The sequence below is a fragment of the Bremerella sp. TYQ1 genome, assembly GCF_020150455.1.
Classification (GTDB): Bacteria; Planctomycetota; Planctomycetia; order Pirellulales; family Pirellulaceae; genus Bremerella; species Bremerella volcania_A.
In genome coordinates this window covers 5,331,767-5,347,241 of the sequence record NZ_CP083740.1, presented here as the reverse complement: position 1 = coordinate 5,347,241, position 15,475 = coordinate 5,331,767, and the positions used below count along the sequence as shown (strand labels likewise).

At 55.5% G+C, this 15,475-nt stretch carries 11 protein-coding genes; 5 read left to right on the top strand and 6 right to left on the bottom strand.

All coding sequences use genetic code 11. The features are described from left to right. Window positions 1-311 precede the first annotated feature (311 nt). The 3 genes from fusA to LA756_RS21720 all read left to right on the top strand — a co-directional run bounded on the left by fusA (window position 312) and on the right by LA756_RS21720 (window position 4,635). The gene (fusA, locus tag LA756_RS21730) at window positions 312-2,405 is read left to right on the top strand and encodes an elongation factor G (protein WP_224436823.1); all 2,094 of its coding nucleotides are present in this window, start codon (window positions 312-314) and stop codon (window positions 2,403-2,405) included. A gap of 238 nt (window positions 2,406-2,643) precedes the next feature. After that, complete coding sequence (locus LA756_RS21725) at window positions 2,644-3,798, top strand: LLM class flavin-dependent oxidoreductase (protein ID WP_224436822.1); 1,155 nt, start codon at window positions 2,644-2,646, stop codon at window positions 3,796-3,798. Between the two features lie 54 nt (window positions 3,799-3,852). Then, complete coding sequence (locus LA756_RS21720; protein WP_224436821.1) at window positions 3,853-4,635, top strand: alpha/beta fold hydrolase; 783 nt, start codon at window positions 3,853-3,855, stop codon at window positions 4,633-4,635. Between the two features lie 80 nt (window positions 4,636-4,715). On the opposite strand, the gene LA756_RS21715 is transcribed toward LA756_RS21720, so the two are convergent. The 4 genes from LA756_RS21715 to LA756_RS21700 all read right to left on the bottom strand — a co-directional run bounded on the left by LA756_RS21715 (window position 4,716) and on the right by LA756_RS21700 (window position 9,396). After that, window positions 4,716-5,519, bottom strand: a complete 804-nt coding sequence (locus tag LA756_RS21715) for an SDR family NAD(P)-dependent oxidoreductase (RefSeq protein ID WP_224436820.1) — start codon at window positions 5,517-5,519, stop codon at window positions 4,716-4,718. Between the two features lie 96 nt (window positions 5,520-5,615). Next, a complete protein-coding gene (gene sdhB / locus LA756_RS21710) occupies window positions 5,616-6,473 on the bottom strand; it encodes a succinate dehydrogenase iron-sulfur subunit (protein WP_224436819.1) in 858 nt (285 codons plus the stop codon). A gap of 51 nt (window positions 6,474-6,524) precedes the next feature. Beyond that, entirely contained in the window at window positions 6,525-8,510 is a 1,986-nt protein-coding gene (gene sdhA, locus LA756_RS21705; protein ID WP_224436818.1) for a succinate dehydrogenase flavoprotein subunit, read from the bottom strand. 79 nt (window positions 8,511-8,589) lie between these two features. Next, window positions 8,590-9,396: a succinate dehydrogenase cytochrome b558 subunit gene (locus LA756_RS21700; protein WP_224436817.1), complete on the bottom strand. Its 807-nt coding sequence runs from the start codon at window positions 9,394-9,396 to the stop codon at window positions 8,590-8,592. Between the two features lie 506 nt (window positions 9,397-9,902). On the opposite strand from LA756_RS21700, the gene LA756_RS21695 reads away from it, so the two are divergent. Further along, window positions 9,903-10,304: a response regulator gene (locus tag LA756_RS21695; RefSeq protein ID WP_224436816.1), complete on the top strand. Its 402-nt coding sequence runs from the start codon at window positions 9,903-9,905 to the stop codon at window positions 10,302-10,304. A gap of 52 nt (window positions 10,305-10,356) precedes the next feature. Here the strand turns inward: LA756_RS21695 and LA756_RS21690 are convergent, their stop codons facing one another. Beyond that, window positions 10,357-10,851, bottom strand: coding sequence for a hypothetical protein (locus LA756_RS21690; RefSeq protein ID WP_224436815.1), 495 nt, complete (start codon window positions 10,849-10,851; stop codon window positions 10,357-10,359). 150 nt (window positions 10,852-11,001) lie between these two features. Beyond that, entirely contained in the window at window positions 11,002-13,065 is a 2,064-nt protein-coding gene (gene ftsH / locus LA756_RS21685) for an ATP-dependent zinc metalloprotease FtsH (RefSeq protein ID WP_315858324.1), read from the bottom strand. A gap of 412 nt (window positions 13,066-13,477) precedes the next feature. Between ftsH and LA756_RS21680 the strand changes: the two genes are divergently transcribed. Continuing rightward, a complete protein-coding gene (locus tag LA756_RS21680; RefSeq protein ID WP_224436814.1) occupies window positions 13,478-15,190 on the top strand; it encodes a hypothetical protein in 1,713 nt (570 codons plus the stop codon). Window positions 15,191-15,475: the final 285 nt, after the last annotated feature.

Genomic DNA, 15,475 nt, shown 5'->3' with positions numbered 1-15,475 from the left:
GCGACGTCCCATTGTGGTGGGACCAGGAATTTCAGCCGCCGCTTAGGCTGACGTTCCCCTCTCGACATATGCGCTGGCTCCTCCCCAAGTGACCTAGCGGGAAAAGCCAAAACCAGTAAGATGCTGGATCAATATACGCAGGCTCACTCCGCCCATACTAGGCAGACTGGGCCCGATGTCCGAGACGAGTCAGTAGCGGTTTTACCGGATTCTGTTTCCGATTCATGGTTCGGGGCTTCTCTTACTATCCCACCGAGACGACCTGAGCCCTTTCGCACCTTACACCTGTTTTTCAATTCAATCGTGACATTATGGACCTGAAGAAACTACGAAACATCGGTATTTCGGCTCACATCGACTCCGGTAAAACGACGTTGAGCGAACGCATCCTGTTCTACAGTGGTCGTATCCACAAGATCGAAGAAGTCCGCGGTGGTGGCGACGGCGCGACCATGGACCATATGGAACTGGAAAAGGAACGTGGTATTACCATTACCTCGGCCGCCACGAGCGTCGCTTGGAATGGTCACCCGATCAACCTGATCGATACCCCTGGCCACGTTGACTTTACCGTGGAAGTGGAACGTTCGCTTCGCGTGCTCGACGGTGCCATTCTCGTTCTCTGCTCGGTCGGTGGTGTTCAGGCTCAATCGCTCACCGTGGACCGCCAGATGAAGCGTTACAAGGTTCCCCGCCTGGCGTTCATCAACAAGATGGACCGTACCGGGGCCAACCCAGAAAGCGTCATCAAGCAGATGCGCGACAAGCTGGGCGTCGACGCGATCGCTTACCAGCTTCCCATCGGTGCGGAAGACAACTTCAAGGGCGTAGTCGACCTGATCGAAATGGAAGCCATTTACTACGATGGCGATCAGGGCGAAAAAGTCCGCAAGGAAGAAATTCCGGCCGACCTGAAAGACGCAGCCGTTGAAGCTCGCCAGGAAATGCTCGAAGCGCTGTCGAACTACAGCGACGAGATCATGGAACTGCTTCTCTCCGAAGAAGAAGTCCCCAACGACTTGATCTACAAGACCACGCACGACGCCGTCGTCGGTCTGCAGATCACCCCAGTCTTCATGGGTACTGCTTTCAAGAACAAGGGTGTGCAAACGCTTCTCGATGCGATCGTGCGTTACTTGCCGTCGCCACTGGAAGTGAAGTACCACGCCAACACGTTCGTCGAATCGGACGAGAAGATTCCACTGTCGTGCGATCCGAAGAAGGATTTCGTCGGCATGGCGTTCAAGATCGTCGAAGATCCCTACGGTCAGCTGACGTTCATGCGTATCTATCAAGGTACCATCGAAAAGGGTCAACCGTACGTCAACCAACGTACCGGCAAGACCGAACGTTTCGCTCGTATCGTGCGAATGCACTCCAACAAGCGTGAAGAAATCGATTCCGCAGGTGCCGGCGACATCATCGCCGTGACGGGTATCGATTGTGCTTCCGGTGATACCTACGCCAAAGAACGTGAGTACTGCTCGCTGGAAAATATCTTCGTGCCGATCCCGGTCATCAAGATCTCGGTCGCCCCGAAGAGCCGCGACGACAGCGATAAGCTGAGCAAGGCTTTGCAGCGTTTCCGCAAGGAAGACCCAACGTTCCACGTGTTCACCGATCCCGAGACGAACGAAACGATCATCGCGGGCATGGGTGAGTTGCACTTGGACGTCTACGTCGAGCGAATCAAGCGCGAATACAAAGTGGAAGTCGTCACCGGCCCACCGAAGGTTTCGTACCGAGAAAGCCCGACGCAAGCTGTCGAATACAACTACAAGCATAAGAAGCAGACCGGTGGTTCCGGTCAGTTCGCTCACATCGTGGGCAGCATGGAACCAATTCCGCAAGACACGGAAGACGCCGAAAACTTCATGTTTGAAGACAAGATCAGCCAGGGTCGTATTCCTAAGGAATACATCCCAGCGGTCAAAGCTGGCTTCGAAGATTGTATGGCCAAAGGCCCTGTCGCCGAGTTCCCTGTTGTGGGCATGAAGATCGTCCTGTCGGACGGTTCCTACCACGACGTCGACTCGTCCGAAATGGCATTTAAGACGGCCGCTAAGGGTTGCTTCCGCGAGAACTTCATGAAGATGAAGCCAACGCTGCTGGAACCAATCATGAACGTCGAAGTCGAAATCCCTGAAGCGTTCCAAGGCCCTGTCACCGGCGACATCATCGTCCGCCGCGGCATGGTCAATCAAACCGACATGAACGGTGACACCACCGTGATCCGCGCCGAAATTCCTTTGGCCGCCATGTTCGGTTACGCCACGGAACTTCGCAGCATGACCCAAGGCCAAGGTACCTTCAGCATGGAACTGGGTAGCTACAAGCCAACCCCAAGCCACATCCAAGAAGAAGTGGTTGCGGAACGCAAGAAAGAACTGGAAATGGCGAAGTAAGCACTGCTTACGCCGTTTTGAAATAACAAGCACCCCGGTTAGGTCACCATACCTTTCCGGGGTGTTTTTTTGCGCCCATAGATAAGAGAACCCAACTTCTCGGGTTGCCATAGATGCGTATTTTGGCGACTTTATAGGACGAGCGTTTACTCCGATCTTAAGTCCCGATGGGGATTGAGACGTAAGACCTCGTGTCCACAGAACCTCAGCGCTAGAGCTTTCCTCCTCGAGCAAAACCATGAAATTCTTCGCCTTCCATTTGATGCCTTGGGATCGCCTTCCGGATGACTTTTCCGAGAAGTACGATACCGCTTGGACTTGGCTTCCCAACGAAATGTTCGATCCCGAACATGGCGGCGAACTGTACAACAACTACCTCGACCAACTCGTGCTGGCCGACCAGCTTGGCTTCGACGGTGTTTGCGTAAACGAGCATCACCAAAACGCCTACGGCACGATGCCGAGCCCAAACCTGATGGCGTCGATCCTGGCTCGCCAAACCAAGAACTGCAAGATCGCCGTCGTGGGCAATGCGATTCCGTTCTACGACCCGCCAACGCGCTGCGCCGAAGAGTTCTCGATGATCGACTGCATCAGCGGCGGGCGACTGATCGCTGGGCTCGTCGTCGGTGGCGGTCCAGAATATTACAGCTTCTCGAAGAACCCAACGTTCGCTCGCGAGATGTACAAGGAAGCGTTCGACCTGATCATGCGAGCATGGACCGAGCCAGGTCCGTTCGAGCATTACGGTAAGCATTGGAAGCTGAAGTATGTGAATCCGTGGCCGCGACCGATTCAGCAGCCGCATCCACCGATCTGGATTCCCGGAGCCGGTAGCCGCGAGACGATTCAGTTCGTCGCCCAGCGCCGCTTCGCCTATATGGGCATCCCGTACTTCCACATGGATTTCTTCCAACGCAACTTCGACATGTTCCGCGACGAATGCGAGAAGTGCGACTACACTGCCGATCCGGAACAACTCGGTTGGCTGCTTCCGATCTACTGTGCCGAGACTGACGAGCAAGCCTGGGCCGAGTACGAGAAGCATCTGTGGTACTTCGTGAAGAAGCTGCTCAAAGGGCTGGTCGTCTTCCCGCCAGGCTATACATCGGCACGCTCGATCGCTGGCATTCAAAAGGGCCTGCAGCAGTTCATGAGCACCTGCGAGACCCGCGAAGATATCGAAAAGGGAGGCTACGCAATCGTCGGCAGCCCGGAAACGGTTCGCCAGAAGCTTTCCGAAAACATCCAGAAGCTGGGCGTCGGCAATTTGCTTGGCCTGTTCCAACTGGGAACTTTACCACACGACTTGACCTGCAAGAGCATGAAACTGTTCGCCGATAAAGTCATGCCAGGCCTGCGTGAAGAAATGAACGCCGCGCTGACGAGCTAGTGCCTGCCTCTTCTTGCTGAAAACTGAACACTGAAAACTGAAAACTGCCCCTGCATGAACATCGAAAACAAAACGCTCAACGTTGCCGGCAAGAAGACGCAGCTTACGATCCTGGGCGAAGGACCGCCGCTTCTTTACCTGCACTCGGCCGGGGGCGAGACCGAGCCTATCGAGTTCCACAAAAAGCTGGCCGAGAAGTACACCGTCTACCTTCCAGCTCATCCTGGCTTTGCGCTTAGCGAAGGGCTCGACCAGATCCAGGACATCCACGACCTGGCATGGCACTACGTCGATCTTCTTGCACAGCTGAACCTGGAAAACGTCCCTGTCGTTAGCTACTCGCTGGGGGCTTGGACGGCGGCGGAAGTGAAGCTTATTCGACCGAACCTGATCGGACCGATGGTAATGATCGCCGCGGCCGGACTGCACGTCGATGGCTCGCCGATGGAAGAGCTGTTCATCGACAGTTTCGACAAGCTGCGCGAACTACTGTTCTTCGATCCAACAACCCAGCAAGCGATTGACTACTTCCCCAGCGACACCAACGACCCACGCATCTTGATGTGGCTCCGGGCTCGCGAAGCGACGGCTCGCGTTGGCTGGAACCCTTACCTGCACGATCCAAAGCTGGCTGGTCATCTGCATCGTCTAAACAGCCCGACGCAAATCATCTGGGGTCGCCACGACAAGCTCATCCCACTGGCTCACGGCGAATACTACGCCGAGCATTTACCTCAGGCAAAGCTGACCGTCCTTGAAGAATGCGGACACATGGTGCCGTACGAAAAGACCGAGGAAGCCGCGAAGATCACGTTGGACTTCCTGGGATCGACGTAAGTGCCGAGCCCCTTAGCCAGCCCCAAAGGGCCTTGGCGTGATTCGCACAACAACGCATCGCTGCAGCAGGCGACTTCGCGTTACACGTACCGGTGCATCGGCAGGTCGTAGTGCGGGGCCCAGCCTAAGGGCATGGTGATGCCGGTAATCCAGCTCGCTTCGTCCGATACGAGAAAAGCCACCGCGTTGGCCACGTCATGGGGCACGCCGGCGCCCAACGGATGGCACGCTTCGATGTCTTGGCGGAGCCGTTCGACCTCTTCGCGGGTCTCGCATTCTTCGGCGAAACGCATGGCCATCGGCGTGGTAACGATTCCCGGAGCAACGGCGACCACGCGAATCTTTTTGGGGCCCAGCTCCCACGCGAGCGACTGCGTGAACCCGGTGAGCCCTGCTTTACTGGCGCTATAGACCGAGAAGCCGACGCAGCCCCCCAAACCCAATGCCGAGGCCACGTTCAACACCACTCCACCTGGCGAAGGAAGCAGCGGCAGAAAGGCCCGCGTCATTCGAATCGCCCCGGTCAAGTTAATGTCGAGCAACTCTTGCCATTGGCCCTCTTCGTAATCTTCCAGATTCTGGCAGAGCTCAATCCCAGCGTTGTTGATCAGAAAGTCGACTTTGCCAAACTTCTCGTGCGCGGCCGACTTCAGCTGGCCGATTTGCTCGTCGCTGGTGACGTCGCAATCTTGATAGAGATATGGAGTCCCTTGCCGTTCGAGACGCTTGAGAACCCGCTTCGGCTCATGCCGATTAGCTACGACGATCGACGCCCCTTCCTTCGACAGTCGCTCGACAATCGCTCCACCGATTCCTCGATCACTTGCCCCTGTGACGAGGGCAACTTTCCCAGAGAAGCGTCCAGAAGGGGTCGCGTCGCTCATTCAACGTGGACTTTCAGGGTGTTCTTAACCTTGCCCAAGGATGCCAGGTGTCATGCCCACGCGGACAAGGGCACGGCACCCAATCCATTGAATAATTTAGTGCGTCTTCGCAGGGCGATCGAACCACTTGCGAAGCGTATTGAACGTCGTATCGCGGCCGACTTTACCGATGCTCATTGTCAGCGGGATCTTCTTCGGACAGACGGCGACGCAGTTCTGGGCGTTACCGCAGACCTGAATACCACCTTCTTGGGTCAACGCTTCGAGGCGTTCGCTGGCCATCATCTTCCCGGTGGGATGCAGATTAAAGAGCACCACCTGGCTGATGGCGGCCGGGCCGACGAAGCCTTCGGTGTAAGCTTCGGTCTTACGGTTCTCGAACTCTTCTTCCGATTCACCCGAATGCGGCATCAGCTCGATCTTTGAGTACTGCGGACATGCCTCGACACAGCAGCCGCACGTCATGCACTCGCTGAGCGGGTACGCCATTTCCTGATTCGCACGCGACTGACGCGGGCCTGGGCCCAAGTCGTAATAGCCGTCGGCTGGGACCCAACCCTTCACGCGTTTCAACGCGGTGAACATACGGCTACGGTCGACGAACAAGTCTCGCACGACAGGAAACTTGGTCATCGGACGCAGTTCGATTTCGCTGCCAACTTCCAGCAGCTTGTCGACCAACGCCGAGCAGGATTGACGCACTTTGCCGTTGATGACCATCGTGCATGCCCCGCAAACTTCCTCGAGGCAACCACAGTCCCAACAAACCGGCGTGGTCTTTTCACCACTTGAGGTTTTCGCTTTCGCGGCGATCTTCTGCAGCACGCTAATCACGTTCAGTTCAGGCTCGTAGTCGAGCTCGAACCGCTGCCAATAGCTCGGCTTGCCCGGGCCATCCTGACGAAGGATCTTCACGGAGAACGTTTTCGGTGTCGTTTGCGAATGGGCGATCATGATGATTCGTTTTCAGTTTTCAGTGTTCAGTTTTCAGACGGCAAAGAAAATCTAATTCGCAGCGGTCGCTTCTTGAGCAGCGGCTGCTTTCTTCTTCGCTTTGCGTTCCTTCCACACTTCGCTGATTTCTTCGGCGCCGACCAAGCCGTAAAGTCGCGGCCGGGGCGGTTCGATGCTGGTATCGACTTCTTCGTAATCGACGGTAACGTCTTTGCCGTCGTAGGTTGCGATACTGCTATTGAGGAACTTATCGACATTTGCCTCGAATTTATCGCACCATTGTTCGGCTTGGCGACGACGCTCGACAGGCTCTTCGGAAGTCAATCCAGGCAGTTCAAATTCTGGCTTGTAGTGGGCACCGCGGCATTCGTCTCGCTGCAGAGCTCCCTTGAGAATCGCCTCGGCGATGGGGAACATATCTTGCAGGGCCTTGGTGAACAACACGTTTTGATTCGACCAGTTCCCGGTATCGCTGAGAGCACACTTCCACGCTCGCTCTTTGAGATCTTTGAGCTTGCCGATCCCTTCTTCGAGCTGTGCGTTTTGACGCACCACGGTGGCAACGTTCGTCATCATGTTGCCCAGCTCTTGATGAATCAGGTAAGGGTTTTCGTCCCCCTTCTGTTTCAGCAAGTTGTCGTGACGGGTCTGGTGCTCTTTAACGGCACTTTCGTACAGCGAACTAGGCTGATCGGCTGCCGAAGTGCCAGGGCCCATGCTGCCAAGAAGCGTCTCTAAACCAGGCGCGACAAACAACCCAGAGAAGATACACGACAGCAGCGAATTCGCACCCAAACGGTTGGCACCGTGGTAGTGGTAATCAACTTCGCCGATCGCGTACAGATTCGGGATGTTGGTCATCTGGTTCACCGGCGAACCAGCCACCAAACCGCCATCTTCTTTCTTGTCGTAGTTCGACCACAAACCACCCATGCTGTAATGGACGGCCGGGAAGATACGCATCGGCGTGTAACAAGGATCGACCCCTTGGAACTTACGGTAGATATCCAAGATACCGCCGAGCTTACGATTCAATTCGCTCGCTTCTATGTGCGTCAGATCCAGGTAAACGCACTGGCGATCCTTTTCAACACTCAAACCGCCGTTGACGCAGACGTCGAAAATTTCACGCGTTGCGATGTCACGTGGAACGAGATTACCGTATTGCGGGTAACGCTCTTCCAGGAAGTAATATCGTTCGCCTTCCGGAATGTCCTTCGGAGAGCGGGTATCTTGCGGCGTCTTAGGAACCCAAACGCGTCCCCCTTCACCACGAGCCGATTCGCTCATCAGACGCAACTTATCCGCGCCGGGGATTGCCGTCGGGTGAACCTGAATGCACTCGCCGTTGCCGTACTTGGCGCCGGCTTGCACGCAGCGACTCGCAGCCGAACCGTTACAGGTCATGCTCATCGTGCTGCGGCCATAGATCAAGCCGCAACCGCCGGTCGCAACCACCACGGCGTCGGCCGGGAAGCTACGAATTTCCATGCTGTAAAGATCTTGAGCGACCGCACCGACGCAAGTGCCGGATTCGTTTTTGATGGGGCCGAGGAAGTCCCACATCTCGTACTTCTTGACCAGCCCTTCCACTTCCCAGCGGCGGACTTGTTCGTCCAGCGCGTAAAGAAGTTGCTGCCCAGTGGTCGCGCCGGCAAAAGCGGTTCGCTTGTACAGCGTTCCACCGAAACGGCGACGGTCGATAAAGCCTTCCTGGGTTCGATTGAACGGAACCCCCAAGCGGTCCATCAGGTCGATCACCTTTGGAGCCCACATGGCCATTTCGTAAACCGGAGGCTGGTGGTTCAAGAAGTCACCACCGTAGACCGTGTCGTCGAAGTGTTTGTATTCGTCGTCTCCCAGTTGTCGGGTCGCGTCGTTGACGCTGTTGATCCCGCCCTGAGCACACACGCTGTGCGAGCGTTTGACCGGGGTCAGGCTCATCAAATCGACTTTGATGCCTAACTCGGCCAGTTTCATGGTGGCAGCCAAACCGGCCAAACCACCACCGACAACCAGGACTCGCTTATCTGCCATTCCCATCCACCTTTGGCTCTTGGGTTTTCAATTGGCGGCGTTTCTCTTTTCGTATTTAACCGAAAGGAGGCACGTAGCTTTAACGCTGCGACTCGGCCTTGGCGGCGTCGCCGTCATCTTCCGCGTGGTAGTACTTCGATTCTTTGGAATGCTTGTGATCGTTCGGCATGACGTCGCCGGTTTCGACCAGCAGTTCGTATGCTTTGTCTTCTTCCTTGCGGACTTCGACGATCTTCTCTTTGCTCATCGAATAGAGCCCGACGATCGACGTCATCCCCACGACAGCCAGCAGCACGAACACCACGTTGGCGAACATCTTGGCTCGCTCCTGAGCTTTGGCACTGATCCACAAACCCCAGGTAATCCCAAGGGTGAACAAGCCGTTGGCAAAGTGGAACGTGGTCGCCAAGACACCGATGGCATACAAGATCGGCACGATGATCGAGGCCTGCATCGCTTCGGCACCGCTACTGGCCGCGTTGTACGGCGAGAACTGCGAACCGAACAACGGATGGGCGACGTTCTTTACCCAGAAGTCCGCATGAATCCAACCATGCATATGGAACACGTGCCAGGCAATAAACAGGAACGCAATCAGCCCTGTTGCCCGCTGCATCGTGTAACGGAAGTTGCTGTTGTACGGATAGTTTTGTGTATTGGGGTTACCATCCTTGGTGATGATCAGCCCGTACACGCCGTGGAAAATGATCGGCAGGAAGATAAACGTCCATTCCACGAGCGGCAACAGGGGGCCGAGCGAGTGAATATGGAAGACCAACCGCTGAAATAAACGGGGCGATCCGAAGACGCTGGCGTTCACCGTCAGGTGCATCACCATGTACGCGCCAACGGGAACGAGGCCCGCCAAAGAATGCAGGCGTCGCAACAGAAATTCGTTGCGTTGTAAAAAACTAGGTGCCGAGCTCACCACAGACCCTTTCCGAAATCGAAATGCCACCGATAGGGCGGAAATTCGCTTGCAAGTGTTGTCTTTAGATCGGTTTACGGCGTTCAACACGCCCCTCGGCCGCTACTCCGACCAACCATCGAAGGGGGCCGCTCGCATGTCACAAGTTATAGCGGAATCACGACTTAGTTATAAGTACCCCTTAACAAGCAGACCGAAAATCGCTGCTAGTATCAACAACGCTGATAAAGTAGGCAACGTTTCTCAACGAAACTGTCAGATTGGCAGAAGGTGATCATGAATTGGCCATGTTCACCGGATGAAGTCGTGCAGAAGATTCCGATTTCGCACGTATTTACCGCAGTCGATCGATCGGTATTGCCCCTGTCAGGCATTCTAGCCAAAAATGGGAACTACATTTGCATGTTTATGCGTCGAAGCTTTTGTCCTGCCAACACGTTACGTGTGCGTCAACAAAAAGTGCCATGCGAAATATCGAACATCCCACCATGCTGATCACCGACGACGATCGCTCGTTCCGCGAGACGATGGCCGAAGTGTTTGCACGTCGTGGCTTCGAACCGATCTTGGCAGCCGACGGCGAAGAGGCAATCCACGTAGCCCAGGGAACTACGGTACACGTGGCACTATTCGATTTCCACATGCCCCAACGGACCGGGCTGGAATCGATTACCGTTTGCCGCAGCCTCGGAATCGACATTCCGTACATCTTGCTTACCGGCGGACTCGACCCAGCCATTGCGACTCAGGCCGAAAGCGTGGAGGTCTTCTCACTGCTGGAAAAGCCGGTCAGCATCCAAATTGTGACGGGCGTGGTCAAAGAAGCGATGTCGAGCCATTACCCCTGGTACGAAGCTAGTCGATAACGCCGCTTGAAGCTCTCCTCGTATCTGGCCGTCGTCACGATTGCTACGCCGCTTACGGGGACGCTTCCGCCACTTCCAACAATCCATCTTTCTGAACGACGCGATACTGCGTCACCTCTCGCCGAGTTGGATCAGCAATGTGGGTCGTCAATTCGGTGCTTCTGCCGTTGAAGACTTTCCCGGTAACAAGAATCGTTTCGTTATCGACGCGTTTCGCGGTATCGATTTGGAACAAGATAAGATCGTCTTGGTCTCGCTTGAGCTGACCGTACGAAGTGATCAACTGGGGAAACTTCTCGAACCTGGCTGCAAACTCGGCCGACGGCATATCTCCGTAAACCAACACCAACCAAGGAATCCGTTTCGCTTGAGGGTGATTCAGTTCATGGTCGATCTGATACTGCAGCGTAGCAGCCGCGACCTCCATCGCATCTTGCTCGGAAATCGACCAGGTATCGTATGGCGCGTCCGGGCCGGCACTAAATTGCCAAAACGTAACCGCAGCCCCAAACAAAATACCAACCACCCCACTGACCACACGCCACATCGCCTGCCCCCTCTGAAATCTGGTACGGATCGATAAGAGATCCTCAGAGAGTACCCAATCGCGATAGGATGTCGCAAATAAAAAAAGGCCAAGAGCGAGCGCCCTTGGCCTTTGATCGTTTAAAAGTGCGGAACGTCGATTCGCTCTCGCTTAACTCCCTTGGTCCATCGAACCCGCTGGCGGGATGTCGTCGGAGTTGATTTCCTTGGGGGTGCCGTGGCGTTTCATTTCGGTACCGGGGACGATGCGGGGCCCATCGGAGGTTTCTTCGATGACTCGCTTCAATTCTTCCGCGTCGACCACTTCCAGTTCCATCAAACGTTCGGTCAGCGCGATGAGGGCTCCACGGCGATCTTCCATCATGTCCTTCGTCCGCTTGAGGAGTTCGTCGATGATGCGTTTGATCTCCAGATCGATCTCGCGATACGTTTCCTCGCTATGCGATCTCGCACGTTCTTCCGACTGTTCGGGAATGAATGCCGATCGTCCGCTGGCTCGGAAGTTCACACGACCTAAGCGACTCATGCCGAAGTCGGTGACCATGCTGCGAGCGATTTCGGTGGCACGTTCCAAGTCGTTCTGAGCGCCAGTCGAGATCTCTTCGTAGACCATTTCTTCCGCCAGCGTTCCGGCTAAAAGAACCTGGATACGACTTTCCAGTTCGCTTTGCGTCATCAGGAAACGATCTTCGGTCGGACGCTGCATCGTATAACCGAGGGCGGCCAGACCACGGGGGATGATCGAGACTTTGTGCACAGGGTCGGTGTTCGGCAGACAGTAAGCTACCAACGCATGACCACTTTCGTGATAGGCCACACGTAGCTTTTCGTCTTCGTGCATCACGCGCTGCTTCTTTTCAAGACCCGCGGTGACACGCTCGACACCTTCGTCGAATTCTTCCATTCCGACAGCTGCTTTACCTTTACGAGCGGCCAGCAGCGCTGCTTCGTTTACCAGGTTAGCCAAGTCGGCTCCGGAGAACCCAGTCGTGATCGCGGCAACTCCTTTCAAGTTGACGGTATCGTCCAGCTTCACGCTACGAACATGGACACGTAGGATGTCTTCGCGTCCGCCGGCATCGGGTCGGTCGACCAACACCTGGCGATCGAATCGGCCAGGGCGGAGCAGGGCAGGGTCCAACATTTCCGGTCGGTTGGTGGCGGCAATAATGATGATCCCAGCATTCGCTTCAAAACCATCCATCTCGACAAGCAACGCGTTGAGCGTTTGTTCGCGTTCGTCATGACCGCCGACAATGCCGCCGCCACGAGCTTTCCCGAGCGCGTCCAACTCATCGATGAAGATGATACAGGGGCTCTTCGCTGCGGCTTGCTGAAACAAGTCACGAACACGTGCCGCACCGACACCGACAAACATTTCGACGAAGTCAGAACCACTCATGCTGAAGAACGAAACGCCAGCTTCCCCGGCAATCGCTTTGGCCAACAACGTTTTCCCCGTTCCCGGAGGTCCGACCAACAGCACGCCTTTAGGAATACGACCGCCCAACTCTTGGTACTTCTCTGGCGACCGCAGAAAGTCGACAATTTCTTTCACTTCGTCGACGGCTTCTTCAATACCAGCGACATCGTCAAAGCTGATGTTCAAATCGTCCTGCATGTGCAGCTTGCCGCGACTGCGACCAAAGGCGATGGCGCTGCCGGTGCCGCCGATGCGACGAATCATGAAATAGCAGAACGCAATCCCCAGGCCGATCATCAACAGCGGGCCGCCGTAGATCTCGAAAAAGTTAGGGGGACCGGTCGCTTTGTAATCGGAAAAGCCAACGCTATCCAATTGCGACTGAATCTTGCCTGGGGCATTCTCGCCGCGGACCAGGTAAGTAACAATCTTCTGCCCTTCGGTTTTTGCTTTGCTTGGATCTTTGCTGTCGGTATCGTAGCGATCGACGATCCCCACCACCGAACTCGGACCGATTTCGACATCTCGCAGGTTCGAGTAACGGATCTTCGACGATTTGCCGTCGCCATCTTTTCGTTGAACGACGATGCCAGGCTCGACACCTTCTTTCGATTCTTGACCGATCGAGCTGATCAGCCGCTCTAAATCAGGCTGCGGCAGTTCTTCCGAACCAGGCTGCAGCAGGTACATGGCCACCAGAAATACGGCCGCTCCTGCTACGAGTACGTACCACAGGTTGCCCGAATTTCCCTTATCGCTGCGTCGTTTGGGAGAATCGTCGTTGTTATCCATGTGCTTCCACTAGGTTTATGAAAAGTTTGGGCTGCCCCCAAGCAGTTGCTACCCGGAGAGTGAATCTCATAGTATACCGGGCATGCTCCTACGACTATCTTCGCCACCTGGCAAAAGCTGACAAGCTGCTAGCGATCGGGCCAGGGCATACCGGTTGGTACGATTGTGCGGACCAGCGATCACTTTAAGGGAGACGATCGCGACGCTACAAGAGAAACAGCACGACGAAACTTCTTCCTGACAGGTGCATCTGCGTGCTGGCATCTTTATATTAAGAATTCACCCTAATCCCCCAAGCACCGCAACGAACCACGCTGCGTTTACCTATCTTCTCAGGATGCTTGCCCCACAGCCGGCGACGGAATGCCATACGAATTTTTGAGACTCGCGACCCTTTTTCGTAGGTTTCCTGATGCTCCGCTCTTACTTGACCACGTGTGGCTTGCTCGTTGGCTCGCTGTTGGTGAGCTCGCCGTTAACGGCTGAGGATCATCTTTTGACCGTCGGCGGTGGCCCTGTCGCCGATGGCAATCAGATCTCGCTGGAAAACAACGTCCTTTACTTCCAACGCGTTCTTTCGCAGCTGGGCATGGATGAGGTCGAACATCAGATCTTGTTCGCCGACGGAACCAATCCGGCCGTCGATCTGCAGTACGAAAACGTCGATCGAACCGAAGAAGACATCCACCGCTTAATGGCCGAAATAGTCGGGCCAGGGCAGGGGATCAAGTACGATTACCGCTCCAGCACCATCCCCGGAATCAACGGCGAAGCAACGCCAGAGAGCATCGAAAAAACACTCGCCGATCTGTCCCAGCGACTGAAATCGGATGACCGCATAATCTTCTACTTCACAGGACATGGCGGCAAAGACCGCACCAAGCCCAAGCCTCCTCCGAAAGCTAAGCCAGAGGCGGATAAGAAACAGGAAGAGGAGAAAAACGACACGGAAGAAAGCGATCCGACCAAGGACGACTCATCCGAAGAAGCGGATGCCAAAGACGCCGACGACAAAGAGCCTTCCCAAGACAAGCATGACGAAGAAGAACCGTCAGAGTCGAGTGATGAAAAGGAAGAAGAGAAGCCTGCCAAGAAGCATCGGACCGAGCCCACGTACAGCGGCAACGTGACCCACTTGTGGTTTCGCGACAAAATGACTGCCACAGACTGGACTGAAAAGCTGGACGAACTGCCAACCGATGTCCCGTTTGTCGCCGTCATGGTGCAATGTTACAGCGGTGGATTCGGCAATCTGATCTTCAAAGGGGGTGATCCCGATAACGGCCTGGCCGACCATCCGCGGTGCGGCTTCTTTTCCACGGTGCCTGATCGCGTGGCAGCTGGCTGCACGCCCAACATTAACCAGGCCGAATACCGCGAATACTCTTCCTATTTCTGGGAAGCATTGAGCGGCGTCACGCGAACCGGCGATTCGATCGAAAAGCCAGACTTCGATCAGGACGGTACCACGTCGCTACTCGAAGCGCATGCGTACACAGCGTTGAACGCAGACACGATCGACATCCCGACGCGTACGTCCGACTTCTTCCTTCGCGAATATTCGACGCTGAAGGGGGAGAAAGATCTTTTCACCGTTCACACACCGATCGATCAGCTGCTGGAAGGTGCCGATCCTTGCGAGCGTGCAGTGATCGAAGGCCTGAGCAATCGCTTCGAGTTTTCCGATGCCGATCGCGGTAAGCAAGTCGAGGAATCCATCCGCGACAAAAAGGGAGCCAAGCGAAAGACCGACGGAGACGTTCGCAAGCAGTTGGGCAAGATCAGCGGGCTGAAACGCAAGATCCGCGACTCGCTGGAAAAACAGTGGCCCGAGATCACCAATCCGTGGCATCCCAAAACGGTCAGCCTGCTGACCGAAGAACCAGAGACACTGCGAACGGCGATTGTCGAGCATGACGAGTATGCCCCGCTCCGTGAAGCGAGCGAAGAACTCGACAAGCTTCGGGCCGATCAGGAAGCTCTCGAACTGGAGATCGTCAAGCTGGAACGCCTCAAGTTCTGGCTCGAACGTCGCGCACGCGTCATGAATCTTCCTAAGACGGCCGACAGCGACAAAGTCGAACGCCTCAACGCGTTGGTTCATCTTGAATCGCAGGCCATCTAGCGGCGCCCCCCCCAACCGTTCGCGGCCTGATCTCTACCTATCAGAGCCGCGAACAGGGCCGGTTGCGACAAGAACGCTCTTTCGCCCGCAACCAGTCTCAGCCCCCTGCCATCATTCTCAATAGGCGGGGCCACCTCCTTAGAGACAACGCTGAAAATAAAAGCGGAAGTTCCCGGCATTAATCCGTCGTTGTCGAACGCTAACTCTTTTGCCAGTAGCTAACTCCCCCCAGACAAACCATCTTTGGGCCCATTGAGGCAGCCAACCCCGCAGAGGGTGGTATTG

What these genes read in the sequence shown, in the direction of transcription:
- fusA (WP_224436823.1), top strand. Translation starts at nt 312, where the DNA reads ATGGACCTGAAGAAACTACGAAACATCGGTATTTCGGCTCACATCGAC.
- LA756_RS21725 (WP_224436822.1), top strand. Translation starts at nt 2,644, where the DNA reads ATGAAATTCTTCGCCTTCCATTTGATGCCTTGGGATCGCCTTCCGGAT.
- LA756_RS21720 (WP_224436821.1), top strand. Translation starts at nt 3,853, where the DNA reads ATGAACATCGAAAACAAAACGCTCAACGTTGCCGGCAAGAAGACGCAG.
- LA756_RS21715 (WP_224436820.1), bottom strand. Translation starts at nt 5,519, where the DNA reads ATGAGCGACGCGACCCCTTCTGGACGCTTCTCTGGGAAAGTTGCCCTC.
- sdhB (WP_224436819.1), bottom strand. Translation starts at nt 6,473, where the DNA reads ATGATCGCCCATTCGCAAACGACACCGAAAACGTTCTCCGTGAAGATC.
- sdhA (WP_224436818.1), bottom strand. Translation starts at nt 8,510, where the DNA reads ATGGCAGATAAGCGAGTCCTGGTTGTCGGTGGTGGTTTGGCCGGTTTG.
- LA756_RS21695 (WP_224436816.1), top strand. Translation starts at nt 9,903, where the DNA reads ATGCGAAATATCGAACATCCCACCATGCTGATCACCGACGACGATCGC.
- LA756_RS21690 (WP_224436815.1), bottom strand. Translation starts at nt 10,851, where the DNA reads ATGTGGCGTGTGGTCAGTGGGGTGGTTGGTATTTTGTTTGGGGCTGCG.
- ftsH (WP_315858324.1), bottom strand. Translation starts at nt 13,065, where the DNA reads ATGGATAACAACGACGATTCTCCCAAACGACGCAGCGATAAGGGAAAT.
- LA756_RS21680 (WP_224436814.1), top strand. Translation starts at nt 13,478, where the DNA reads ATGCTCCGCTCTTACTTGACCACGTGTGGCTTGCTCGTTGGCTCGCTG.